This window comes from Streptomyces sp. NPDC005303 (assembly GCF_040607335.1).
Classification (GTDB): domain Bacteria; phylum Actinomycetota; class Actinomycetes; order Streptomycetales; family Streptomycetaceae; genus Streptomyces.
The window spans coordinates 17,817-43,234 of sequence record NZ_JBEXGM010000044.1; the positions used below are offsets into that span (position 1 = coordinate 17,817).

At 71.7% G+C, this 25,418-nt stretch carries 16 protein-coding genes; 7 read left to right on the top strand and 9 right to left on the bottom strand.

What is annotated here, in order from left to right; translation table 11 throughout:
- Positions 1-235: 235 nt before the first annotated feature.
- The gene (locus tag ABZT93_RS36580) at positions 236-5,188 is read left to right on the top strand and encodes an NAD-glutamate dehydrogenase (protein ID WP_356112798.1); all 4,953 of its coding nucleotides are present in this window, start codon (positions 236-238) and stop codon (positions 5,186-5,188) included.
- 80 nt (positions 5,189-5,268) lie between these two features.
- Here the strand turns inward: ABZT93_RS36580 and ABZT93_RS36585 are convergent, their stop codons facing one another.
- Positions 5,269-6,090, bottom strand: coding sequence for an ABC transporter ATP-binding protein (locus ABZT93_RS36585; protein ID WP_356112800.1), 822 nt, complete (start codon positions 6,088-6,090; stop codon positions 5,269-5,271).
- Positions 6,083-7,000 (bottom strand): ABC transporter permease, encoded by a 918-nt coding sequence (locus tag ABZT93_RS36590; RefSeq protein ID WP_356112801.1) that lies wholly within the window; start codon positions 6,998-7,000, stop codon positions 6,083-6,085. The genes ABZT93_RS36585 and ABZT93_RS36590 overlap by 8 nt, the downstream gene beginning before the upstream one ends.
- Before the next feature lie 313 nt (positions 7,001-7,313).
- On the opposite strand from ABZT93_RS36590, the gene ABZT93_RS36595 reads away from it, so the two are divergent.
- Both ABZT93_RS36595 and ABZT93_RS36600 read left to right on the top strand, forming a co-directional pair.
- The gene (locus ABZT93_RS36595) at positions 7,314-7,952 is read left to right on the top strand and encodes a TetR/AcrR family transcriptional regulator (RefSeq protein WP_356112803.1); all 639 of its coding nucleotides are present in this window, start codon (positions 7,314-7,316) and stop codon (positions 7,950-7,952) included.
- A 94-nt stretch (positions 7,953-8,046) separates the two neighbouring features.
- The gene (locus ABZT93_RS36600; protein WP_356112805.1) at positions 8,047-8,229 is read left to right on the top strand and encodes a hypothetical protein; all 183 of its coding nucleotides are present in this window, start codon (positions 8,047-8,049) and stop codon (positions 8,227-8,229) included.
- 95 nt (positions 8,230-8,324) lie between these two features.
- On the opposite strand, the gene ABZT93_RS36605 is transcribed toward ABZT93_RS36600, so the two are convergent.
- A complete protein-coding gene (locus ABZT93_RS36605) occupies positions 8,325-9,257 on the bottom strand; it encodes an ADP-ribosylglycohydrolase family protein (protein ID WP_356112807.1) in 933 nt (310 codons plus the stop codon).
- Between the two features lie 70 nt (positions 9,258-9,327).
- Positions 9,328-9,741 carry an organic hydroperoxide resistance protein gene (locus ABZT93_RS36610; RefSeq protein ID WP_356112809.1) on the bottom strand — a complete coding sequence of 138 codons (414 nt, stop codon included), beginning with the start codon at positions 9,739-9,741 and terminating at the stop codon, positions 9,328-9,330.
- Positions 9,742-9,861: 120 nt separating this feature from the next.
- Between ABZT93_RS36610 and ABZT93_RS36615 the strand changes: the two genes are divergently transcribed.
- Positions 9,862-10,362: a MarR family transcriptional regulator gene (locus tag ABZT93_RS36615; protein ID WP_356112810.1), complete on the top strand. Its 501-nt coding sequence runs from the start codon at positions 9,862-9,864 to the stop codon at positions 10,360-10,362.
- Between the two features lie 140 nt (positions 10,363-10,502).
- Complete coding sequence (gene galE, locus ABZT93_RS36620) at positions 10,503-11,483, top strand: UDP-glucose 4-epimerase GalE (RefSeq protein WP_356112812.1); 981 nt, start codon at positions 10,503-10,505, stop codon at positions 11,481-11,483.
- Positions 11,484-11,691: 208 nt separating this feature from the next.
- Here galE and ABZT93_RS36625 read toward each other — a convergent pair whose 3' ends face one another.
- The 5 genes from ABZT93_RS36625 to ABZT93_RS36645 form a co-directional block, all read right to left on the bottom strand.
- On the bottom strand, positions 11,692-13,956 hold the full coding sequence (locus ABZT93_RS36625) for a bifunctional glycosyltransferase family 2 protein/CDP-glycerol:glycerophosphate glycerophosphotransferase (RefSeq protein ID WP_356112814.1): 2,265 nt from the start codon (positions 13,954-13,956) through the stop codon (positions 11,692-11,694).
- Between the two features lie 140 nt (positions 13,957-14,096).
- Positions 14,097-15,005 carry a carbohydrate ABC transporter permease gene (locus ABZT93_RS36630; protein ID WP_356112816.1) on the bottom strand — a complete coding sequence of 303 codons (909 nt, stop codon included), beginning with the start codon at positions 15,003-15,005 and terminating at the stop codon, positions 14,097-14,099.
- The gene (locus ABZT93_RS36635; protein ID WP_356112818.1) at positions 15,002-16,345 is read right to left on the bottom strand and encodes a sugar ABC transporter permease; all 1,344 of its coding nucleotides are present in this window, start codon (positions 16,343-16,345) and stop codon (positions 15,002-15,004) included. The genes ABZT93_RS36630 and ABZT93_RS36635 overlap by 4 nt, the downstream gene beginning before the upstream one ends.
- Before the next feature lie 4 nt (positions 16,346-16,349).
- Positions 16,350-17,741, bottom strand: a complete 1,392-nt coding sequence (locus tag ABZT93_RS36640) for an ABC transporter substrate-binding protein (RefSeq protein ID WP_356112820.1) — start codon at positions 17,739-17,741, stop codon at positions 16,350-16,352.
- A gap of 190 nt (positions 17,742-17,931) precedes the next feature.
- Positions 17,932-22,032 carry an FHA domain-containing protein gene (locus ABZT93_RS36645; protein ID WP_356112822.1) on the bottom strand — a complete coding sequence of 1,367 codons (4,101 nt, stop codon included), beginning with the start codon at positions 22,030-22,032 and terminating at the stop codon, positions 17,932-17,934.
- A gap of 293 nt (positions 22,033-22,325) precedes the next feature.
- On the opposite strand from ABZT93_RS36645, the gene ABZT93_RS36650 reads away from it, so the two are divergent.
- Together ABZT93_RS36650 and ABZT93_RS36655 are read left to right on the top strand one after the other, a co-directional pair.
- The gene (locus tag ABZT93_RS36650) at positions 22,326-24,047 is read left to right on the top strand and encodes a serine/threonine-protein kinase (protein WP_356112845.1); all 1,722 of its coding nucleotides are present in this window, start codon (positions 22,326-22,328) and stop codon (positions 24,045-24,047) included.
- 105 nt (positions 24,048-24,152) lie between these two features.
- Positions 24,153-25,409, top strand: a complete 1,257-nt coding sequence (locus ABZT93_RS36655; protein WP_356112824.1) for a serine/threonine-protein kinase — start codon at positions 24,153-24,155, stop codon at positions 25,407-25,409.
- Positions 25,410-25,418 lie beyond the last annotated feature (9 nt).

Here is a 25,418-nt window from a genome sequence, read left to right on the forward strand (position 1 = left end):
GACGGGGCCGTAAGGGCTCCCATGACGCCGAGTACACCCTCGTCACCGGCGCGGCAGAGAGCAGCGTCACACCTGGCGGGCGTGTCGAGAATGGCTGATATACCCCCGCTCTTCTCACCTTGCGGCATAGCGTCGGAGCACACCGGAGACCCCGGGCCGTGGCGTCGAGCCGCAGGGGAAGAGGCCGTACTTCCTTCTACGTCACGCAACGGCGCGCGACAGGAGTCAGAGGACAATGCAGACCAAGCTGGACGAAGCCAAGGCCGAGCTGCTCGAGAGGGCTGCACGGGTAGCTGAGAACAGCCCGGTCGGGGGGCACCTACCGACTGGGACGACGGACGACGACACCTCCCGCACCCCGGACACCCCGGACAGCGAGACCGTGCTCGCGTTCCTCCAGCGCTACTACCTGCACACGGCCCCGGAAGACCTCGCCGGCCGCGACCCGGTCGACGTCTACGGCGCCGCTCTCTCCCACTTCCGGCTGGGCGAGACGCGCCCGCAGGGCACGGCCAACGTGCGGGTGCACACGCCCACCGTGGAGGAGAACGGCTGGACGTGCACCCACTCGGTCGTCGAGGTCGTCACCGACGACATGCCCTTCCTCGTCGACTCCGTCACCAACGAGCTGACCCGGCAGGGGCGCGGCATCCATGTCGTCATCCACCCCCAGGTCGTCGTCCGTCGCGACCTGACCGGCAGGCTGATCGAGGTCCTCACCGCCCCGCCCTACGCCGCTGACCTCCCGCACGACGCGCACACCGAGTCCTGGATCCACGTCGAGATCGACCGCGAGACCGACCGCGGCGATCTGAAGCAGATCACCGCCGACCTGCTGCGTGTCCTGTCCGACGTCCGGGAGGCCGTCGAGGACTGGGAGAAGATGCGGGACGCGGCGCTGCGGATGGCCGACGAACTGCCCGCCGAGCCCGTCGCCACCGACCTGCGCGACACGGAGATCGACGAGGCCCGCGAGCTGCTGCGCTGGCTGGCCGCCGACCACTTCACCTTCCTCGGCTACCGGGAGTACCAGCTCAGGCCGGACGACTCCCTCGCGGCCGTGCCCGGCACCGGCCTCGGCATCCTGCGCTCGGACCCGCATCACGCCGGCGAGGAAGGCCACCCGGTCAGCCCGTCCTTCGAGCGGCTGCCCGCCGACGCCCGCGCGAAGGCACGTGAGCACAATCTGCTCGTGCTGACCAAGGCCAACAGCCGGGCGACGGTGCACAGGCCCTCGTACCTCGACTACATCGGGGTCAAGAAGTTCGACGCGGACGGCAATGTCGTCGGCGAGCGGCGTTTCCTCGGACTGTTCTCCTCCGCCGCCTACACCGAGTCGGTGCGCCGGGTTCCGGTCATTCGGCGCAAGGTGGACGAGGTGCTCGAAAGGGCCGGATTCTCGCCCAACAGCCACGACGGCCGCGACCTGCTCCAGATCCTGGAGACCTACCCGCGCGACGAGCTCTTCCAGACCCCGGCCGACGAGCTGGAGTCCATCGCGACCTCCGTCCTGTACCTCCAGGAGCGGCGGCGGCTGCGCCTCTACCTGCGTCAGGACGAGTACGGCCGCTACTACTCGGCCCTCGTCTACCTGCCCCGCGACCGCTACACCACCGGCGTCCGCCTCCGGATCATCGACATCCTGAAGGAGGAACTCGGCGGCATCAGCGTCGACTTCACCGCCTGGAACACCGAGTCGATCCTGTCCCGGCTGCACTTCGTGGTCCGCGTCCCGCAGGGCACCGAGCTGCCGCAGCTCAGCGACAGCGACAAGGAGCGCATCGAGGCCCGCCTGGTCGAGGCCGCCCGCTCCTGGGCCGACGGCTGGACCGAGGCGCTCAACGCCGAGCTCGGCGAGGAGCGCGCCGCCGAGCTGTCGCGCCGCTACGGCAGCGCCTTCCCCGAGGGCTACAAGGCCGACCACAGCCCGCGCGCCGCGGTCGCCGACCTCGTCCATCTGGAGCGGCTCGGCGAGGAGAACGACTTCGCGCTCAGCCTCTACGAGCCGGTGGGCGCCGCCCCCGAGGAGCGCCGCTTCAAGATCTACCGCAAGGGCGACGCGATCTCTCTGTCCGCCGTCCTGCCGGTCCTCAACCGCCTCGGCGTCGAGGTCATGGACGAGCGGCCCTACGAACTGCGCTGCTCGGACCGCAGCATCGCCTGGATCTACGACTTCGGCCTGCGCATGCCCAAGTCGCAGAACGGCACCGGCGACTACCTCGGCGACGACGGCCGCGAGCGCTTCCAGGAGGCCTTCGCCGCCACCTGGACCGGCAAGGCGGAGAACGACGGCTTCAACGCGCTGGTGCTGAGCGCCGGACTGAACTGGCGCCAGGCGATGGTGCTGCGGGCGTACGCCAAGTACCTGCGCCAGGCGGGCTCGACGTTCAGCCAGGACTACATGGAGGACACCCTCCGCAACAACGTCCACACCACCCGGCTGCTCGTCTCCCTGTTCGAGGCGCGGATGTCGCCGGACCGCCAGCGCGCAGGGCACGAACTCGTCGACGCCCTCCTGGAGGAGCTCGACGCGGCGCTCGACCAGGTGGCCTCGCTGGACGAGGACCGGATCCTGCGCTCCTTCCTGACCGTCATCAAGGCGACCCTGCGCACCAACTTCTTCCAGGAGGCCGCGGGCGGCAGGCCGCACGACTACGTCTCCATGAAGTTCGACCCGCAGGCCATCCCCGACCTCCCGGCCCCGCGCCCGGCGTTCGAGATCTGGGTCTACTCACCGCGCGTCGAAGGCGTGCACCTGCGCTTCGGCAAGGTCGCGCGCGGCGGTCTGCGCTGGTCCGACCGGCGTGAGGACTTCCGCACCGAGATCCTCGGCCTGGTCAAGGCGCAGATGGTGAAGAACACCGTCATCGTGCCGGTCGGTGCCAAGGGCGGCTTCGTCGCCAAGCAGCTGCCCGACCCGTCCGTCGACCGGGACGCGTGGCTGGCCGAAGGCATCGCCAGCTACAAGATGTTCATCTCGGCGCTGCTCGACATCACCGACAACATGGTGGCCGGCGAGGTCGTGCCCCCGGCGGACGTCGTCCGGCACGACGAGGACGACACCTACCTGGTCGTCGCCGCCGACAAGGGCACCGCGACCTTCTCGGACATCGCCAACGGGGTCGCGGAGTCGTACAACTTCTGGCTCGGTGACGCCTTCGCCTCCGGCGGCTCGGCCGGCTACGACCACAAGGGCATGGGCATCACGGCCCGCGGTGCCTGGGAGTCGGTCAAGCGGCACTTCCGCGAACTGGACCTCGACACCCAGTCCGAGGACTTCACTGTCGTCGGCATCGGTGACATGTCCGGCGACGTGTTCGGCAACGGCATGCTGCTGAGCGAGCACATCCGGCTGGTCGCCGCCTTCGACCACCGGCACATCTTCATCGACCCGAAGCCCGACGCGGCCACCTCCTACGCCGAGCGCCGGCGCATCTTCGACCTCCCGCGCTCCAGCTGGGCCGACTACAGCACCGAGCTGATCTCCGCGGGCGGCGGGATCTTCCCCCGTACCGCCAAGTCCATCCCGGTCAACGCCCACGTCCGCGAGGCCCTCGGCATCGAGGACAAGGTCACCAAGATGACCCCGGCCGACCTGATGAAGGCGATCCTCAAGGCGCCGGTGGACCTGCTGTGGAACGGCGGCATCGGCACGTACGTGAAGGCCTCCACGGAGACCCACGCGGACGTCGGCGACAAGGCCAACGACCCCATCCGCGTCGACGGCGCCGACCTGCGCGTGCGGGTCGTCGGCGAGGGCGGCAACCTGGGCCTGACCCAGCTCGGCCGGATCGAGTTCGCGCTGCACGGCGGGAAGATCAACACCGACGCCATCGACAACAGCGCCGGCGTGGACACCTCCGACCACGAGGTGAACATCAAGATCCTGCTCAACGGCCTGGTCACCGAGGGCGACATGACGGTCAAGCAGCGCAACAAGCTGCTCGCCGAGATGACCGACGAGGTCGGCCACCTGGTCCTGCGCAACAACTACGCGCAGAACACCGCGATCGCCAACGCGCTCGCCCAGTCCAAGGACATGCTCCACGCCCAGCAGCGCTTCATGCGCCACCTGGTGCGCGAGGGCCACCTCGACCGGGCCCTGGAGTTCCTGCCCACCGACCGCCAGATCCGCGAACGCCTCGGCGCGGCACAGGGTCTGACCAGCCCGGAGACGGCCGTCCTGCTGGCGTACACGAAGATCACGGTCGCCGAGGAACTGCTGCACACCTCGCTCCCGGACGACCCCTACCTGCACGCCCTGTTGCACACGTACTTCCCGGCCGCGCTGCGCGAGAAGTTCCCCGAGCACATCGACAACCACCCGCTGCACCGCGAGATCACCACGACCGTCCTGGTCAACGACACGGTCAACACGGGCGGTACGACCTATCTGCACCGCCTCCGCGAGGAGACCGGCGCCTCGCTCGAGGAGATCGTCCGGGCGCAGACCGTGGCCCGCGCCATCTTCCGTTCCGGCGTGGTGTGGGACGGGGTGGAGGCGCTCGACAACCAGGTCGAGGCCGCCGTACTGACCCGCATCCGCCTGCACTCGCGCCGCCTCGTCGAGCGCGGCACACGCTGGCTGCTCAACAACCGGCCGCAGCCGCTCCAGCTCGCCGAGACCGTCGAGTTCTTCGGCGACCGCGTCGAACAGGTGTGGTCGCAGCTGCCGAAGCTGCTGCGGGGCGCCGACCTGGAGTGGTACCAGAAGATCTACGACGAGCTCAGCGGCGCCGGAGTCCCCGACGAACTCGCCACACGTGTGGCCGGGTTCTCCTCGGCCTTCCCGACGCTGGACATCGTCTCGGTGGCCGACCGCATGGGCCGCGACCCGATGGACGTCGCCGAGGTGTACTACGACCTCGCCGACCGTCTCCACATCACCCAGCTCATGGACCGCATCATCGAGCTGCCCCGCGCCGACCGCTGGCAGTCCATGGCCCGCGCCTCCATCCGCGAGGACCTGTACGCGGCCCACTCGGCGCTCACGGCCGACGTACTGGCGGTGGGCGACGGCACGTTCACTCCCGAGCAGCGCTTCAAGGCCTGGGAGGAGAAGAACGCCCCGATCCTCGGCCGGGCGCGCACCACCCTGGAGGAGATCCAGAGCTCGGACGCGTTCGACCTGGCCAACCTGTCGGTGGCGATGCGCACCATGAGGACGCTGCTGCGGCAGCATTCGTAAGCGATACGACGACGAGGGCGCCCCGGGCCATGCGGCTCGGGGCGCCCTCGGTCATCCGGGTGTCTGTCCTGTACGGATTCTCAGGCAGCGACCTTCGGCTTCGGCTTCGCCTTGTCCGGGCCGCCCGTGAACTCCTCGTAGGCCGCGAGGACCTCGTCGGTGGGGCCGTCCATGCGCAGTTCGCCGCGCTCCAGCCACAGCACCCGGTCGCAGGTGTCGCGGATCGACTTGTTGCTGTGGCTCACCAGGAACACCGTGCCCGCGTGCTTGCGCAGTTCACGGATGCGTGCCTCGGAGCGCTTCTGGAAGGAGCGGTCGCCGGTGGCGAGGGCCTCGTCGATGAGGAGGACGTCGTGGTCCTTGGCGGCGGCGATGGAGAAGCGCAGGCGGGCCGCCATGCCGGAGGAATAGGTGCGCATCGGGAGGGTGATGAAGTCGCCCTTCTCGTTGATGCCGGAGAAGTCGACGATCTCCTGGTAGCGGTCCCTGACCTGCTCGCGGGACATGCCCATGGCGAGGCCGCCGAGGTGGACGTTGCGCTCGCCGGTGAGATCGTTCATCAGGGCCGCGTTGACGCCGAGGAGGGAGGGCTGGCCGTCGGTGTAGATACGGCCGTTCTCCACCGGGAGCAGGCCGGCGACCGCCTTGAGCAGGGTCGACTTGCCGGAGCCGTTGGTGCCGATCAGGCCGATCGCCTCGCCCTTGTAGGCGACGAACGACACGTTCTTGACGGCGTGCACCTTGCGTACGCCCGACGCCTTCTCGACCTGCCCGCGGCGCAGCATGCGGTTGAGGGCGGCGGTGGCGGAGCCCTTGCCCGCGCCGGTGCCGTTGACGCGGTAGACGATGTCGACGCCGTCGACGACGACGGTGGGGATCTGCTCGTTCTCGATGTCAGCCACGGCCGTACGTCTCCTCAGCCTTCCAGAAGTAGATGAAGCCGCCGACGCCGGCGACCAACGCCCAGCCCACCGCGAGCGCCCACACGTGGTGCGGCAGCTGGCTGGCGTGGAAGCTGTCGATCAGGGCGTAACGCATCAGGTCGATGTAGATGGCGGCCGGGTTGGCCTGGAGGACGGGCACCACCCAGGACGGCCAGTCGTGGTGGCCCTTGGCCAGCTTGTCGATGCTCCACATCACGCCGGAGACATACATCCAGGTGCGCAGGACGAACGGCATCAGCTGCGCGATGTCCGGCGTCTTGGCGCCCATCCGCGCCATGATCATCGAGACGCCCGCGTTGAACGTGGACTGCAGTACCAGCGCCGGGACCGCCAGCAGCCAGGACGCGGCGACCGGGACACCGAAGCAGAGCAGGATCACGACCAGGGCGGCCATCGAGAAGAGCAGCTGCTGCAGCTGCTGGAGGGCGAACGAGATCGGCAGCGCGGCCCGCGGGAAGTGCAGGGCGCGCACGAGGCCGAGATTGCCGGAGATCGCCCGGGTGCCCGCCATGATCGAGCTCTGGGTGAACGTCCAGATGAACACGCCCGTGACCAGGAACGGGACGTAGTCCGGCACATTCCTCTTGGTGCCCAGCAGCACACCGAAGATGAAGTAGTACACCGCCGCGTTCAGCAGCGGGGTCATCACCTGCCAGACCTGGCCCAGCTTCGCCTGGCTGTACTGCGCGGTGAGCTTGGCGGTCGAGAACGCGGTGATGAAGTGGCGCCGTGCCCACAGCTGACGGACGTAGTCGGGCAGGGAGGGGCGGGCACCGCTGACCGCGAGGCCGTGCCGGGCGGCCAGGGCCGAAAGGTCGTCTTCGGCCGGAGACGCTGTCGGGGGCGGTGTGTCGAGGACCTGGCTCACATCCGCTGCTTTCGCTCGGGGGGTGGGGGTGGTGCGCGTGCGGTCGGCGTGCCCGTCATCCGACGTTTCCTTACGTGACTCTTCACGTTCTCTTACGTCGGGACGGGACCGTATCGTCGCAACGTGAGAGTAGGACGAGTGAGCGTCGGAACGCAACCGTTTCGTCGTGACGAACGACGTTGGAACGTAACCGTTTCGTCGTGACCCGACACGTTGGAACGTGACCGTAGCGTCGTCACGCGCTCCGACGGGACGACACCGCCTTGTCCCGACCACCCCGCGTCGGAACGGGACCGTTTCGTCGCTACGCCCTATGCTGGTCCGCATGACGACCAACGCCGACGCGCCGCAGACCCGTCCGCGCCGCCGTGCCCCGGCAGGAGCCGCCGTCCTCCGTGAGGATGTGACGGACGCCATTCGGGCGGCCGTCTTCGAGGAGCTCGCGGCCGTCGGATACGCACGGATGTCGATCGAGGGCATCGCGCGCCGCGCGGGCGTGGGCAAGACCGCGGTCTACCGCCGTTGGCGTTCCAAGCTGCACCTGGTCCTCGACGTCGTCTCGGAGATCGCGGTGATGGGCCTGCCGGTCCCGGACACCGGTTCGTTGGAGGACGACCTGCGGATGTTGTACGAGGTGACGTCCCGGGCGCTGCGGCACCCGGTGGCCTCGCAGATCATCCCGGACCTCCAGGCCGAGGCGGCCCGTAACCCCGAGATCGCCGAGGCCCTGCAGAACGCGTTGCAGAAGGGCCAGGAGGGCGTGGCCAGCAAGATCATCTCGGCGGCGGAGCAGCGCGGGGAGCTGCGCACCGGCTTCAACGACGAACTGGCCCTCGACCTGATCTCCGGCCCCCTCTATTGGCGCTCGGTGGTGATCCGCAGCCCGAAGCTGCCGAAGGGGTATCTCGCGGCGCTGGCCCGGGCGACGACGGAGGCGCTGAAAGCGCTCTGAGTTTGAGCAGCCGCTGAAGGCGCTCTGAGGCTGAGCAGCCGTCGGGCCGCTGAAGGCGCTCTGAGCCTCAGCGGCCGGGCCCGCGACCGTGCCTGTGCCCGGAGTCCGGTGCCGTACGCAGGGCGAGAGGTTCCGGGGCGTGCACCCGGGCCGTCTTCTGTATGCCGAGGGGAAGCTGTTCGCCACGGGGCCGTGGGCGGACGGCCCGGGGGCGCTGCTGGTGTTCGCGGTGGAGCGGGCGGAGCTGGAGGGGATTCTGGAGGATGATCAGCAATGACTTCCGCCGCAAGGATGGGTTGGCTGCGGAGCTGACCTCGCCCGCGCGGGGAGCCGTATGTCGACACAGGCCCGCGCCCGTAACGAGCGCTACCGTCAGCCGGTGAGGAGACAGGCGAGGGCTGCCAGGTCGGCCGTCCTGAGCACACGGTCGGAGAAGCCCGGCAGCGGCACATGCAGCAGGTTCGTCCAGCGCTCGGGGACGGCCGTGACGCCGTACACCGCTCCGGCCAGTCCGCCGGTCACCGCTGCCACCGTGTCCGTGTCGCCGCCCAGGTCGATCGCGGCGCGTACGGCTGTCTCGTACGAGGTCGTCGTACGCAGCGCCCAGACGGCGGAGCCCAGGCAGGGCCATACGGCACCGTTGAACTCCGTGGCCTGGTCCGGGTGCCAGTCGGGGGCCAGGACGGTGGCGTAGCGCGCGCGGTGGTCTTGGTGGACCGCGTCAAGGGTGGCGTCCACGGCGTCCAGCGGGTCGTCGCCGGCCAGGGCCACCCGTACCAGTTCGTGGAAGACGGCCGTGCCCTCCCAGGCGGCCCGGTCGCCGTGGGTGAGGGCGGCCAGGCGGCGTCCGGCGGCCATGGTGGCCTCGCGGCCGTGGGCGGCGAAGTACACGGCGGACGGGGCCGCCCGCATCAACGCGCCGTTTCCCGCCGCTCGTTGGTTCACCTGGAAGTGGAGAGCGGCGGCGGTGTCCCACGGGTCGCCGCTGCTCAGCACGGCCTCGGTCTGGAGGCCGATGTCCTTGGGCTCCGCCGCCGCCCACCGCTGGAACCGCCGGAAGACGTCCGGGAGTTCGAGCCCGCCGCACTCCACCAGGGACTCGGCGACCAGGACCGCCATCTGCGTGTCGTCGGTCGCCTCACCCGGGTCCCAGCCGCCACCCCCGCACATCTCGCCGCCGTGCGCCGGCTCCGGAAAGCGGTCCGAGAAGGCACCCTCGGGCCCGAACTCGAAAGGAGCACCCAATGCGTCCCCCACAGCGGAACCGACGACGGCGCCCAGGGCGCGCTCTGCGCGAACGACCATCCGCGCAGGCTAGCCCTGGGCTGCTACGGCCTCACGCGCGGGCGCATGCCAACCGCTGTGTCCGTGCCGGCTACTCGATGACGAGGTCGACCTCGATGTTGCCGCGGGTGGCGTTGGAGTAGGGGCAGACCTGGTGGGCCGTCTCGACCAGCTTGCGGCCGGTTTCCGCGTCGACGGTCTCGGGGAGTTCGACGCGGAGGGTGACCTTGAGGCCGAAGCCCTCGCCCTGCTTGCCTATGCCGACCTCGGCGGTGACGGCGGCGTCGCTGACGTCCACCTTGGCCTGGCGGCCGACGAGACCGAGGGCGCTGCCGAAACAGGCGGCGTAGCCGGCGGCGAACAGCTGCTCCGGGTTGGTGCCCTGGCCGTTGCCGCCCAGCTCCACCGGCGGGGCCAGAGCGACGTCGATCTTGCCGTCGTTCGTGTAGGCGCGGCCGTCGCGGCCGTGGGTGGCGGTGGCGACAGCGGTGTAGAGCGCGTCCATGAAAACCGTCCCTCTCGAAGTTCGTTCCGGCGGCCCTTGCGTGGCCGCCTCACGGCCATAAGTAGAGCACACAATTCAATTGTGCACAACTAAATGGCCCGCAAGAGCTATCCTGGACCCATGGACACGTCCCCGACCGCCTCTACGACAGTCGCCTCGGCCACCACCGACTGGCTCCGCCTCGACCAGCAGATCTGCTTCTCCCTGAACGCGGCCTCCCGTGCCTTCGGCAGCGTCTACCGCGTGATCCTCAAGGATCTGGGGATCACCTACCCGCAGTACCTGGTGATGCTGGTGCTCTGGGAGCACGGCGACCTGCCCGTCAAGAAGCTCGGCGAGCACCTGCGGCTCGACTCGGGCACCCTCTCCCCCCTCCTCAAGCGACTGGAGGCGGCCGGCCTCGTCCGGCGTGAGCGCAGCACCCGCGACGAGCGCTCGGTGGAGGTGCGGCTCACCGAGGAGGGTGTCGCCCTGCGCGAGCGCGCGGAACAAGTGCCCCGCCGGATCGTCTCCGCGACCAGCTTCGACGTGGACGAGATCCGAGCCCTGCGGGCCCGCCTCGACCAGCTCACCTCCGCCCTGGACGCGGCGGTGCACGCCGAACTGCCCGACGAGGACTGAGCGGGACTCACGCGCGCCGGGCCTCGACACCGTACGTGTCAATCCAGTCACACGTGGTGACAGCAGTGGCACTCGTCCGATCCCGCCGCCTGGTTCACTGATACGCGGACACGGGTCAACCGAAGAGGGGACGGCCGTACATGACCTGGCTGATCACCGGCGGCGCCGGCTACATCGGAGCGCATGTCGTGAGGGCGATGACCGGGGCGGGCGAGCAGGCGGTCGTGTACGACGACCTGTCCACCGGCGTGGCCGAGCGCGTGCCGGCCGATGTGCCGCTGGTGGTGGGTTCCACGCTGGACGCCGAGCGGGTGGCGCACACCCTGGCGGACCACGAGGTCACCGGTGTGGTCCACCTCGCGGCGAAGAAGCAGGTCGGCGAGTCGGTGGAGCTGCCGCTGCACTACTACCGGGAGAACGTCGAGGGCCTGCGCGTCCTGCTGGAGGCGGTCACGACGGCCGGGGTCCCCGCCTTCGTCTTCTCGTCCTCCGCGGCGGTGTACGGCATGCCGGACGTCCCGCTGGTGACGGAGCGGACCCCGTGCGCGCCTATGTCCCCGTACGGCGAGACCAAGCTGGCCGGGGAGTGGCTGGTGCGCGCCACGGGCCGCGCGACCGGCCTGTCCACCGCCTGCCTCCGCTACTTCAACGTGGCGGGCGCGGCGAGCCCCGAACTGGCCGACACGGGCGTCTTCAACATCGTCCCGATGGTCTTCGAGAAGCTCACCGAGGACGCGGCCCCGCGCATCTTCGGCGACGACTACGACACCCCCGACGGCACCTGCGTCCGCGACTACATCCACGTCGTCGACCTGGCCGAGGCCCATGTGGCCGCCGCCCGCGCCCTGCAGTCCTCCCCGGGACGCGGCCTCACCGTCAACATCGGCCGCGGCGAGGGCGTCTCCGTGCGCGAGATGATCGACCACATCAACGCCGTCACCGGCTACGACCGCCCCCCGACGGTCACTCCCCGCCGCCCCGGGGATCCGGCCCGGGTCGTCGCCTCCGCCGACCTGGCGGCCACCGAGCTCGGCTGGAAGGCCAAGCACGACGTCCAGGACATGATCACGTCGGCGTGGGAGGGATGGGTGCGGCTGCATCCCGAGGCGGCCCGGGGCTAGCCGCGGCCGTCCACCGTCCGCGCGGCCCGGCGGTGGGACCGGCGGTGGGACCGGCGCCCCGGCCGTCCCACCGGGCGCCAGGTGGACGGACGGGTCGGTGTGGGATGGGACGGGCTGGACGGCATGGGCCCTTCCTGGTGGATCTCGGTGACGGGCGTTTCCGTCAGTGGGTCTCGATGACGGGGGATCTCGGTGCCGGCCGCTTGCGTCAGTGGGTCTCGGTGAGGGGCGTTTCCGCCGCGGGGCGGGGCACGGTGGCCAGCGGGGGGCGGTCGAGCGCGGCCGCCGCCGACGGCACCGGGTGGCGCTCCGCGAGCGGGATCACCGGGGGCACCTCGGTCTCGCCCAGAACGACATGGCGTACGACCCGTTCGGCGGCGCGGCCGTCGTCGTACGGGCAGAAGCGCTCGCGGAACGCCGAGCGCAGCTGGGTGGAGCGGGAGCCGCGCCAGTGGCCGGTGGCGAAGATGTCGATCAGTTCGTCCTCGCTGCGCGCGACCGCGCCCGGCGGGAAGGACCGCAGGTCGAAGTAGGTGCCGCGAGCCGCCTCGTACGCCGCCCAGTCGTCGGCGGTGGCGTGGATCACGATCGGGCGGTCCAGGCCCGCGTAGTCGAACATCAGGGACGAGTAGTCGGTGACCAGGGCGTCCGAGGCCAGGCACAGGGACTCGACGCTCGGGTGGTCGGTGACGTCGATGACCCGGGCGGTGGCGGGGGAGACGAGCGGGCCGCCGTGGCGGTGGTGGGCGCGGGCCAGCACCACGAAGCGGGGTCCCAGGCGGCGCACGAGGCGGTCAAGGTCGAGGGTGGTGCGCTGGGTGCGGCAAAAGTCGCGGTGGGTGGGGGCGTACAGGACGGCGACCGAGCCCTCGGGGATGCCGAGGGACGCGCGCAGCCACCGTACGTCCTCCGAAGTCGCCCGCTGGAACACGTCGTTGCGGGGCTGGCCGTAGGGGAGCATGGTGTAGCGGCCGGGGTAGACCCGCTCCCAGGTCAGGGTGGTGTGGCGGTTGGGGGACAGGAGGTAGTCCCACTGGTCGACGCCGCGCAGCATCGCCTCGAAGTCCAAGTCCCCTGCCGCCGCGGGGCGTTCCTGGAGGTCCAGGCCCATGTGCTTGAGGGGCGTGCCGTGTTGGGTCTGGAGGAGGATCTGGCCGGGGCGCTTGACCAGGCGGCGGTCGAAGTCGGTGTTGTCGACGAGGTACTTGGAGCGGGCCAGCGCCGCCCAGTAGGCGGCCGTGCCGGGTCGGATACGGCGGGTCGCGGTCGGGATCGTGTGGTGGTGCTCGGGGCGGGCGATCCACGCGGTGCGGATGTGCGGGGCGAAGGCGCGGAACGCCTCCTCCAGCGCGCCCGGGTTGCAGCTGTGACCGCGGCCCCCGTACGCGGCGAAGACGGCACGGTCCTCGCGCAGGGGGAGGCGGCGCTGGACGCGGTAGTGGAGCCGCAGAGCCGCCGTGTGCAGGGATCCGGCGAGGCGTACGGCCGGGCGGGCGGCCCCTCGGCCGAACCTCCGGGCCAGTTCCGCGAGCCGGTGGGTGCGGTACAGGCCCAGCCGGATCACGGTGTGGCGTGGCCAGGAGCGCGCCGGGACCGGGTGGCCCGGGGTGCGGTGGGCGCGGTGGTGGGCGCGGGCCCGGCGAAGGAACTCGGCGCGGATGCCGCGGGGGAGACGGTCCCGCTCGGCGAACACCGCCCAGAGGTGGTCCAGCGTGCGGTGGAACAACACCGGCCGCCACCGGGCGAGTTCGGGGCACTGCTCGACATACGCGAAGACCCTGTCGTACTGGTCGAACAGGTCGAAGTGGCCGGCCGCGCCGAGGGGTTCGGCACCGCGGTGCCGGCGGTGGTGGACGCAGACCCGGTCCAGGGTGGCGATCGACTCGGCGGCCATCAGGACCGGATAGGTCCAGGGCAGGTCCGGGTAGTGGCCGGCAGGGAAGGACAAGCCCTCGCGCTCGACGAACTCCCTGCGGTACGCCTTGTTCCAGGCCGCCGCGGACACCCGCAGCAGCCCCGGCCGGTCCTCCAGGCGGAACGGCGCCGGGCCCTGCTCGGTGAGCTGAGCCGCGAAGGTGTCGCGGACCCTCTCGCCCGACCGGTCGACGAGTGCGTGGTCGTGGACCAGGACGTCCGGCTCGCCGGTCTCCTTCAGCCGGTCGGCGATCGCCCGCAGCGCGTGCGGGGTGAGGGTGTCGTCGCCGTCGAGGAACAGCAGGTAGTCGCCCGTAGCCTCGGCCGCCCCGGCGTTGCGAGCAGGACCGAGCCCCTTGTTCCGCGCCAGGTGGACCGCCCGGACCCGGGGGTCACGGGCCGCGAACTCGTCGATGATCTCGCCGCACGCGTCCGGCGAGCGGTCGTCGACCGCGATCAGCTCCAGATCCTCGTACGACTGTGACAGCACCGATTCCAGGCAAGCCGTCAGGTACGCCTGAACCTTGTACGCGGGGACGATGACACTGAACCTGGGCACGGCACATCCAAGGGTCGGCGCGGGCGTTCTGCCCGGGAACGCCCCACGGCGGCGCCGAGTTACGGTCCTTACGGCATTCGGGCGAACGTGGAGGGGCGGACCGGTATCGGTCCGCCCCTCCAACTCGGCGCTTGTACGGCCTACTTGACCGCCCCCGCCATCACGCCGGACACGAACTGCCGCTGGAACGCGAAGAACACGATCAGCGGGATCACCATCGAGATGAACGCGCCCGGTGCCAGGACGTCGACGTTGTCCGCGAAGGCACGCATCTGCGTCTGCAGGGCGACCGTGATCGGCTGGCTGTCGGCGTCCGTGAACACCAGGGCGATCAGCATGTCGTTCCACACCCACAGGAACTGGAAGATGCCCAGGCTCGCGATCGCGGGCCCGCCGAGCGGCATCACCACCCTTGTGAACAGGCGTAGTTCACCCGCGCCGTCGAGCCGTGCCGCCTCCAGGAGTTCCCGCGGGATCTCCGCGAAGAAGTTCCGCAGCAGGAACACCGCGAACGGCAGGCCGAAGCCCGTGTGGAAGAGGATCACCCCGAAGATGTTGCCGAACAGGCCGATCTTGCCGAAGAGTTCGGCGATCGGGATCAGCGCCACCTGCACCGGCACCACCAGCAGACCGACCACGGCCATGAACCACCAGTCGCGGCCCGGGAACTCCATCCACGCGAACGCGTACCCCGCGAGCGCGCCGATGACGATCACCAGCAGCGTCGCCGGGACCGTGATCAGGATGGTGTTGACGATCGAGCTGGTGATGTCGCTGTTGTGGAGCAGCTTGTCGTAGCTGTCGAAGGTGAGCTGGGAGGGCTTGGTGAAGACCGTCCACCAGCCGCTCGCGGTGAGGTCCTGCGGGGTGCGCAGCGAGGAGATCAGCAGCCCGATCGTCGGCACCAGCCAGAACAGGCCGACGACGACGAGCAGGACGCTTATCAGGCCGCCGCTGACGCGCTCCACGAGCCGTGAGCCGAGCGACTGCCTCGCCTTCGCACCGTCGGCCACCGCCGTCTCGGGGAGCCTTTCGGCCTGAGTCGTCATCGCCGCACCTCCCGCCTGAGCCGACGAATGTTGAACCACATCACGGGGATCACCAGGAGCAGCAGGAACACCGAGATGGCGCTCGCGATGCCCGGCTGGTCCTCGGCGAAGCCCTTGCGGTACAGCTCCAGGGCGAGGACGTTCGCGTCGTCCTGCGAGGAGCCCGGGGCGATGATGAAGACCAGGTCGAAGATCTTCAGGACGTTGATCATCAGGGTCACGGTGACGACCGCGAGGACGGGCGCGAGCAGGGGGACCGTGACCCTGCGGAAGACCTGCCACTCGCTCGCGCCGTCGACCCGGGCCGCCTCCAGCAGTTCCCGGGGGATGCCCGCGAGCCCGGCCGCGATCAGCACCATCGCGAAACCGGCCCACATCCAGATGTAGGACCCGATGATCGCCGGTGTCACCAGCGACGGGCCGAGCCAGTCCAGCCCGTTGTAGGCCTCCTTGAAGTTGCTCGCCGGAAGCCGCAGTTGCGCCCCGTCGGCCTTCTCGGAGAGGGAGAACGTGCCGTCGTCCCCGGCCTTCGCCGTCTCGACGACCTTGCCGTCCTTGACCGCCTCGATCTTCATGCCGGGGTAGCCGAGTTCGGTCGGGTCGACCCCGCCGAGCTTGCCGACGCCCTTGCCGCGCGTGAAGTCCTGCCAGGTCGTCCCGGTGATCCGGCCCGGGTCGGCCTGCGGCGCCACGGCCTTCTTCGCGTCACCGGGCATCTGGTCCGGAGCGACGCCGACCAGGGGCAGGGTGACCGTGCCGCCGGTGTGGACCGTCGCCTTGGTGATGAAGCCGCCGCCCTGGGCCACCAGCGGCGAGTTCCGGCCCGGGTGGGCCTTCGGGAACGCCGAGGACTGCGCGAACGTGTCGTGCACGCCCACCCACACCGCGTTCGCGAACCCCTTGTCCGGGTCCTGGTCGTAGACGAGCCGGAAGATGATTCCCGCCGCCAGCATCGAGATCGCCATCGGCATGAAGACGACCAGCTTGAACGCCGTTCCCCAGCGCACCCGTTCGGTCAGCACCGCGAAGATCAGACCGAGCGCGGTGGCGATCGTCGGCGCGAACACCACCCAGATCACGTTGTTCTTCAGGGCCGTGCGGATGCCGTCGTCGGTGAACAGGGCCTTGTAGTTGTCGATTCCGGCGAAGCCGTCACCGGACTGGTCGTAGAAGCTGCGGACGAGGGAGTACCCGATCGGGTAGACCACGAGCGCGCCCAGCAGCACGAGGGCGGGCAGCAGGAACATCGCTGCCACGGTCCGCCGTGTGCCGGTCACGCTCTTGCGCGACTTGGGGGAGGCAGGAGTCGGTGGGACCCCTGCCTCGGTGGCCGATGTCATCGCCTCAGTTCCCGTAGGCGGCCGCCGCGTCGGCCTCCAGCTTCGCCTGGGTGCCCGCGATGTTCTTCGGGTTCGTCAGGAAGTCCTGGAGCGCCTTCCACTCGCCCTTGCCAGGAGTGCCGCCGAACGCCTGCGGGGCCTGGTCGGACATGTCGAAGCGGAAGTCGTCACCCGAGTCGATGAGCGCCTTGGCGATCTTCTGCTGCACCGGGTTCGGATACACCGAGATGTCCACGCTCTTGTTGGGTGAGAGATAACCGCCCAGCTTGGCCTGGATCGTCGCCGCGTCCGGGGAGGCCAGGAAGGTCGCAAGCGCCTGCGAGGCCTTGGAGTCCTTCAGGATCACGGCCGCGTCGCCGCCGGAGACCACGGGGGCGGTGTCACCGACCTTCGGGAACGGGAACACCTTCGCGTCCGTGCCGACCTTCGCCTTGGCCGTCTGGATGTTGACCTGCGCGAAGTCGCCCTCGTAGACCATCGCGGCCTTCGGCTGCTCACCGCCGGTGAAGGTCTGCGTCACCGAGGCAGGGAAGTCGGTCTGCAGCGCGCCCTTCGCGCCGCCCGCGACATAGTCCTTCTTGCCCCACACCTGGGCCAACGTGGTCAGCGCGTCCTTCACGGACGGGTCCGTCCACTTGATCTCGTGCTTGGCGAGCTGGTCGTACTTCTCCGGACCCGCCTGGGAGAGGTAGACGTTCTCGAACCAGTCCGTCAGGGTCCAGCCCTCGGCGCCGCCCACGGAGAACGGCGTCACGCCCGAGTCGTAGACCGTCTGGGCGGTGGTGAGCAGCTGGTCCCAGGTCTTCGGCTCGGTGGCGCCCGCGTTCTCGAAGACCTTCGCGTTGTACCAGATCAACGACTTGTTGGCGGCCTTGTAGTAGACGCCGTACTGGGTGCCGCCGACCTTGCCGATGTCCTGCCAGCCCTGCGAGTAGTTCTTGGCGAGCTCCGCCTTGGCCTCCGTGCCGAGGGGCTTGGCCCACTTCTTGTCCACGGCCTGCTTGATCGCTCCGGGCTGCGGAAGCATCGCGACGTCCGGCGGCTGTCCGCCCGCGACCTTCGAGCCCAGGAAGTTCACGATCGGGTCCTGGGCGGGCACGAAGGTCACCTTGGCGCCGGTGCGCTTCTCGAACTCCGCCAACACCTTCTTGAAATTGGCCTGTTCCGCGCCGCTCCAGACGGCGGCGACCTCCAGGCTCTGGCCGTTCAGTTTGGGGAGGGTGACCGTGGTGCCGGTCTCCTTGCCGCCTGTGGCGCCCGTGTCACTGCTCTTGTCGTCGCCTCCGCCGCATGCGGTGAGCGACAGGGCGAGGGCCGCCGCCACGGCGGCGGCCGCCGACTTCGCAGCCCTGTTCGCTGACTTCGGCTTCCGCTGTGTGCTGCTGGTGCTGCGCATTACGACCCCGTTCTTCGTTCCTCGTCGAACGTTCGAGGGCTGTCCCGTGCGATCTGGTCTACGCCGGGGGGCCGAGGTCGGCAAGTGGGCGTTCACTGTCAACCGGGTGATCGTAATGGCGTCGTGACCAGTGCCGGTGCGTCGTGGCATGCGTCGTCCGGGGGCGGTGCCCCCCGGGACCCCTTGACGTCTAGAGCAGTGACGGGACCTCTGCTGCTGCCACTTCCCGCGCTGCCCGTTCCAATGCACTCGCGAGCAGGGCAAGATCCGTCGGGCCGTTGCCCAGTTCCCGGACCGGGCGGCGGGCCGGGGGGTCGCCCATGCGGTCCCATTCCAGCGGGACGACCGTGGGGCGCAGGGTCGCGGTGCGGGGGATGCGGCCGGTGACCCGGCCCGCCTGGAAGGCCGTGACCCGGCCGTCGGACCAGGTCAACCGGCCTCGGCCGGGAGCCGGTTCGTCCGGGCCTGTGGCCGGGGTGTCCAGGGTGACGCGGAGGGTGGCCCGGCGGGCCACCTCCGACTCGGCGGTACGGCCGCCCGGGCCGGTCGCGGCCACCAGGTGGACACCCAGGCGCTCGCCCTCACGGGACACCGCCTCCAGCGCGCGTATGACCGAGCCGGCGGCCGGCCTGCCCGGAGAGCCGAGGGGCGGCGAGACCAGGGCGTCCAGGTCGTCCACGATCACCACCAGACGGGGGAGCGGGGGTGCCGTCTCGGTGCGACGGCGGGCCGCGCCGGGGCGCAGGCGGATCGTGGAGCTGGGCGGCGAGTCGAGGTCACCGGCGGCCTGGTCACCGGAAGTGCCCGCGGTGCCTGCCGTGTTCCGGTGGGACGCCGTGCGCTGCGCGACCATACGGCCCGACAGCTCGCGGCCGGTGTGCCATTCCGCGAAGTCGGAGCGGCCGAGCAGCTCCGCGCGCCGCTTCAGCTCGGCGCTCAGGGACTGGGCGAACTCCCGCATGCGGACCGGGTCGTTGGCGAGGAGGTGGGTGGTCACATGCGGTACGTCCGTGCACACGCGCAGGCCTTCGCCATGGCCGACGGCGCCCACGCTGTCCCGGCCGTCCATCAGGACGATGCTGAGACGGTCGGGGCGCTCGGCCGCGGCCAGCGAGGCGACGACCGCCCGCAGCAGTTCCGTACGGCCGCTGCCCGCGGGACCCTCGATCAGCAGGTGCGGGCCCTCGGCCACGAGGTCGACGCAGACCGGGCCGCGCGGTCCGGCCCCCAGCACCGCCCAGGCCCGGCCGCCGAGCGACTCCGGGTCGTCGGCCGCGTCCGCCCAGCGTGTCATCAGCGACGGCGGGGTGGCCCGGGCCAGCCCCAACTCGTCCAGCAGGCGCGCCGACTGGGGCAACGGCGCGGACACGCGCGCGTGCCCCGAACCTGCGGTCCCGTCCGTCCGCAACGGCGCCAGTGCCCGCGCGAACCGCTCGGCCCAGGCCGCGGAGACGGCGTCCACGGCGGCGACCGTGCCGTGGCCGACGGGGACCGGGGCAGCGGCCGCGGTGGGGCGGACGGTGTCGGCGTCGGTGCGCGGGCCCGGGCCGGTGGGGCGGGACCTGGCACCGGCGCGGGGCGCGTCCGCGTGGCGTGCGTCGGCGGGGGACGGGACGGTACCGGGGCGCGAGGTGTCGGAGCGGCCGGACTCGGGGGTGCGGCGGGAAGCGCCGGTGCCGTCGGCCCTGGTGTCCGCCTCCGTCGGAACCCCGGTCCGCGCCACCCGCATCAGCCTCAGTGCCGTCGCCACGTCCCCGCTGAGCAGGCCGACCGCCCCGCACTCGCGGAACGTCGGGGCCGCCGCGCACGCCGCCTCGTACGTGTCCGTCACCGGAGAGGCGGGCGAGGCCGGGGCGGTCTCGGCCAGGCACACGATGTGGATGCCGGCCCGGGGGCCCTCCGCCGCCAGCCGCGCCACCCGCTTGCGCAGATCGGCGCCGCCGGGGTCGCCGTCGACGACGACCACGGTGTACGGCCCCGGGAAACCGGCGTCGGCCTCGTCCTCCGCGCCGTCCCTCGCCCAGGAGGGCCGTCGGGCGGTGCTCCGGGTGCGGTCCTGCGGGGCGGAGCGGGTCGCCGGTGCGGTCCTGCGGGCCGGTGCGAGCTCCGCGTCGGCCAGGTGGTCGTCGAGGCGGCGCAGCAGTTCGTCGGTGCGGGCCGCGGCCTGCTCGCGGTCGTGGGCGAGGAGGAGGCGGCAGTCCTGGCCGTGTCCGGGTCGGACATGGGGGAGCCAGCCGAGCCAGGACCACTCGGCGGTGCGCTCCTGCACGGGCCGGGAGCGGTCCGTGCTGATCAGGACGATCTCCAGGGTCTCGGGCGCGTGCAGGGCGGCGAGCTGGGCCACCACCGCGCGGGCCAGCCCGGCGAGACGCGCGCGGGGACCTGCCAGGCCCAGTGCACCGGCCTCGCGCAGATCCGCGGTGACCGGAACGGCCGGGAGCAGCCCCGAGCCGTCGGGGGCGGCCCGGTCGGCGGTGCCGAGGCGCACGGTCAGGGCCTCGGGATGCCCGGGTCCGCGCTCCCACAGGCGCGCGCCGGGACCCAGCGCCGTCAGCAGCAGGGCCGCCGGGTCGGGCCAGACCTCGGGCACCTGGGGCGCGGCGGCCGACGGCACCGCGGTGACGGGCGCGGCCGTCTCGTCGTACGCCTCGTCCCGCTCGGAGGTCTCCTGCTCGCCCCGTCCCCCGGTCAGCCGCCGGGCCCACGCGGAGAGCCCGCCGCGCCGCCGCACGCCTGGCGGTACGTCGGTACCGCGCAGGGGGGTGCCCTTGCGGCGCCCGGCCGCGGGGGCGTCCGGGGTGTCGGAGGCGGGAGCGGAGGGCTGGGCCTGGTCCGGTGGAGGAGGTGAGGGCAGGGCGGTGGTACGCGTCACCTCGAAGGAGCCGAGCCCGGACCGGCCGCCGTGGGTGTCCCCGCCGGGAGCCCTGTCCCGTACTTCGTCGGAAAAGAGCGCTCCGGCGGTACCCCCGGGGCCGGATTCGGTGTCGCCCCGGCGCTCGATCCGGGGCGCGCCGCCCTGTTCCGGCACGACGGCCGACGGCTCGGTGGGCCCGTGGCCCTGGGCTCCTGTGGTCTCGGGGCCGCCGCCCGACGCGCCCCAGCTCGCGGAGCCGTAGGCGTGATGGGTCCGGTCGGCGGGCGGCTGAGGTGAGGGGGCGCCGCTGTCACGGCCGGCACGCGCGGGTGCCGAGCCCTCCGCCGACCCTGCGCGCAAGGCGGACGCGGCCTCTGCGGCACGTGCCGAGACCCTGCCGCGCGCGCGGGGCGAGCCCGCGGCTTGTCCGGAGGCCGAGCCGGACGCAGCCCCGCCGTCCTCGCGGGTCCCGGCCGTCCCGCGCCCCTGGACAGCATCCGGCCGGTACCCGGCTGTGCCGGGTTCCGCGGCGCTCTCCGAGGTCCGGCGGTGGGGCGCGATCACGCTCGGTCCATGATCCGCGGTGCCCGGCTCCCGGGACGCCGCCGAGCCGCCGGGCGCAGTGCTCCCGCCCTGCGCACGACCGGCCAGGCCCGTGGGGACGGCGGCGTCCGCGCCCGCGCGCCCCCGCTCGTCGCCCTGCGCGAGCCCGGCCTCGCCGGCGGTCACCCGCACGTGCCCCTCGCCGTCCGGTTCCGTCCCGAGCCGTCGCCCTCCGCTCGGCGACAGCCGCAGCACCGACTCGCCGATCCTCAGGAGCGCCCCCGGGGGGAACCGGACCGGGCGGGTGCCCACGCGGGTGCCGTCCAGCGTCGTGCCGTTGGTGGAGTCGAGGTCGGCCACCGAGACGCGGCCGTCGGGGGCGACCGTGACCGCGCAGTGCAGGCGGGAGACGTCGGGGTCGTCCAGGGGGACGTCGGCGTCGGCGGAGCGGCCGATGTGGATCTGGCCGCCGTGCAGCAGATGGACGCCGCCGGCGTCGGGGCCGGCGACCACATGGAGCTGGGTGGGGGCCTCGTCGAGCTCGGGGTGGGGCTCGGGGGCCGCTGGGGCGCCCAGGGACAGCACCGCACCGTCGATCAGCGGCGGCTCGCCGAGGGTGGCGCGCTGGGCGTCCAGCCGCTCGCCGTCCGCGTACAGCACGACCGGACCGCCGCCGCGCTCGGCCTCGCCCGCGCGGGAGGCGCCTCCGTCCCCGGGGACCGCCGAGGCGAGCGCTGTGGCCACCGCGGCCAGTGCCGTGCCGACGGGAGCGGTGACCAGCACGTCGCAGCTCGCGGCGCGGCCACGGGTCCGGTCGGACGGGCCCAGCGGGTCTACGACGGTCAGCCGGATCTGCATCGCCGTCAGCGGTCCCTTCTGCTCGGACGCGGACATCCCCACCCCGCACGAGCACCATCGGCCAGTACTGCAGGCATCCTCGCACCTGCCACTGACAACGCGCCTGTCGCCCGAGGGCAAGTGATCTTGATTGGTCAGCTCTGCCCCTAAAAGTGCCTGACCAGTGCAGCGCCGACGATCACTTGAGATCGGTCACGTCAACGTCCGGCAACCGGAGGGCCCGGCCGGAGCGTCTTTCCTTCGAACGTGCTTGGCAACGCTTACGTGGTGCCGTGAGGAGCGGCACTACAGTGGGTCGGAACGACAGCAAGCAGCAGGGAGTGCATGACGTGCGGCCGGTAGGCAGCAAGTACTTCCTCGAGGAGCCGCTCGGACGCGGTGCCACGGGGACCGTGTGGCGAGCCCGCCAGCGGGAGACCGCGGGCGCCGAGGCCGCCGTTCCGGGACAGCCCGGCGAGACCGTCGCGATCAAGGTCCTCAAGGAGGAGCTCGCGAGCGACCCGGACATCGTGATGCGGTTCCTGCGCGAGCGCTCCGTCCTGCTGCGGCTGACCCATCCGAACATCGTGCGGGTGCGCGACCTGGTCGTCGAGGGCGATCTGCTCGCCCTGGTCATGGACCTCGTCGAGGGCCCCGACCTGCACCGCTACCTGCGCGAGAACGGGCCCTTCAGCCCCGTCGGCGCCGCCCTGATCACCGCCCAGATCGCCGACGCGCTCGCCGCCAGCCACGCCGACGGCGTGGTCCACCGCGACCTCAAGCCCGCCAACGTGCTGCTGCGGCAGTACGGCGGCCAGATGCACCCCCTGCTGACCGACTTCGGCATCGCGCGCCTCGCGGACTCCCCGGGCCTGACCCGGACCCAGGAATTCGTCGGCACGCCCGCGTACATCGCGCCCGAGTCCGCCGAGGGCCGTCCGCAGACCTCCGCCGTCGACATCTACGGCGCCGGCATCCTGCTGTACGAGCTGGTCACCGGCCGTCCGCCGTTCGCCGGCGGCTCCGCGCTCGAAGTGCTGCACCAGCACCTGAGCGCCGAGCCGCGCCGCCCCTCCACGGTCCCCGACCCGCTGTGGACGGTCATAGAGCGCTGTCTGAGCAAGACCCCGGAGCGGCGCCCCAGCGCCGAGAACCTCGCGCGCGGGCTGCGGGTCGTCGCCGAGGGCATCGGCGTGCACGCGAACTCCGCGCAGATCGCCGCGGCGGACAACGTCGGCGCGCTGCTGCTGCCCGACCCGGACCCGGCCGCCGTGCCGGACACTCCCGGCGCCGCCGATCCGACGCAGGTACTGCCGCACGGCGCGGGCGCCGCCGGTACCTACGACCCGAACGCCGCGACCAGCTTCCTGCCGCACACGGGCGCCGGGAACCCCGTCGGCGCCGCCGACCCCACCGCCGTACTCCCGCACCGTGGCGCGGCCGATCCGACGGCCGTCATGCCACCGGTGCCGCCCGGCCAGCCCGGACAGGGGCAGTACGGGCAGCAGGGACAGCAGCCCGGCGGGCCCGAGGACCCGCACCCCTGGCAGAACCAGCTGCGCGCGGCCCGGGACCGCAACGAACAGACGCAGGTCCAGTACCTCGACCCGAACGAGGACCCGCTGCGCCGCCGCCCCCAGCGGCAGGTCGCCAGGCCGCAGCAACAGCAGCCGCAGCAACAGCAGCCGCCGCAGCGGCAGCAGCGGCCCCAGCAACGCCCGCCGCAGGGCGGTTACGGCCGTCAGCCGCAGCAGCAGCCCCAGCAGTACGCCCCGCAGCAGCAGCCGCAGCGGTACGCGCCCCCGCCGCAGCTCGAGCGCCCCGCGCGCGAGCCCCGGCAGCCGCGGCAGCGCAGCGCCAACCCGATGAAGATCCCGGGTCTGGGCTGCCTCAAGGGCTGCCTGTTCACGATCGTCATCCTGTTCGTCGCGAGCTGGCTGATCTGGGAGCTGAGCCCGCTCAAGGACTGGATCGGCACCGGCAAGAGCTACTGGCAGCAGATCGGGGACATCATCGACACCGTGAGCGGCTGGATCGGGGACCAGGGCGGAAACTCCTCAGGTCAGCAGTAACTCTGGGGATTTGTCGACACTCAGCGGGTGATTTCCGTCTCCGCGGTGAAGGTTGGCTCTTCCGGCGCGTAGTTTTAGCGACAACACGCGTCTGTAGGAGCAGCCTTGGCACGGAAGATCGGCAGCCGGTACACCGCCAACCAGATCCTGGGGCGGGGCAGCGCCGGCACGGTGTGGCTGGGCGAGGGACCCGAGGGGCCCGTCGCCGTGAAGCTGCTGCGCGAGGACCTCGCGTCCGACCAGGAGCTCGTCGGACGCTTCGTCCAGGAGCGCACGGCCCTGCTCGGCCTGGAACACCCCCACGTGGTCTCCGTACGCGACCTCGTGGTCGACGGCAACGACCTCGCACTCGTCATGGACCTGGTCCGGGGGACCGATCTGCGCACCCGGCTCGACCGGGAGAAGCGGCTCGCGCCCGAGGCGGCGGTGGCGATCGTGGCGGACGTCGCGGACGGACTGGCCGCGGCGCACGCCAAGGGGGTCGTGCACCGGGACGTCAAGCCGGAGAACATCCTGCTCGACATGCAGGGGCCGCTGGGCCCCGGAGGTTCGCATCCGGCGCTGCTGACCGACTTCGGTGTGGCCAAGCTCATCGACTCACCGCGGCGGACCAGGGCCACGAAGATCATCGGGACACCCGACTACCTGGCCCCGGAGATCGTCGAGGGGCTGCCGCCGCGGGCGTCCGTGGACATCTACGCCCTCGCGACCGTCCTGTACGAGCTGCTGGCCGGGTTCACGCCGTTCGGGGGCGGGCATCCCGGGGCGGTGCTGCGCCGGCATGTGACGGAGACGGTGGTCCCGCTCCCGGGGATCCCCGACGAGCTGTGGCAGCTGATCGTGCAGTGCCTGGCGAAGGCGCCGGCCTCTCGTCTGCGCGCCTCCGAGCTGGGCGTGCGGCTGCGGGAGCTGCTGCCCCTGCTGGCCGGCATGCCCCCGTTGGACGTGGACGAGCCGGACGCGGAGCAGGAGGAGGAGCCGGACGGGGAAGCGCCGACGGCGGCCTCCGACGGGGAGGCGGTCTCCTCCGGGCGGCCGGTGCGCCGAGGGGCCGTGCCGCTGGTGCCGGGGGCGAAGCCCGCCGACTCCAACCGGGACACGCACACCTCGATGAGGGTGCCGGCGCCCGACGAGCTGGCCGGGGGCGCGCGGGGGACCGCCCGGGTGCCCCGGCCCGCGGGTGCGCCCCGTCCGGGTTCGGCCCGGCACCGGGCGGCCACGCGGCGGCGGAGGCTGGTCGTGGGGGTCGCGGGGCTGGTGCTGGTCGCCGCGGCGGGCGCGGGGATCTGGGCGGCCACCTCGGGCGACGACGCGGGAGCGGCACCGCAGGACACGAAGAACTCGGCGCCCGCCTCCCCCTGAGAGGGCGGC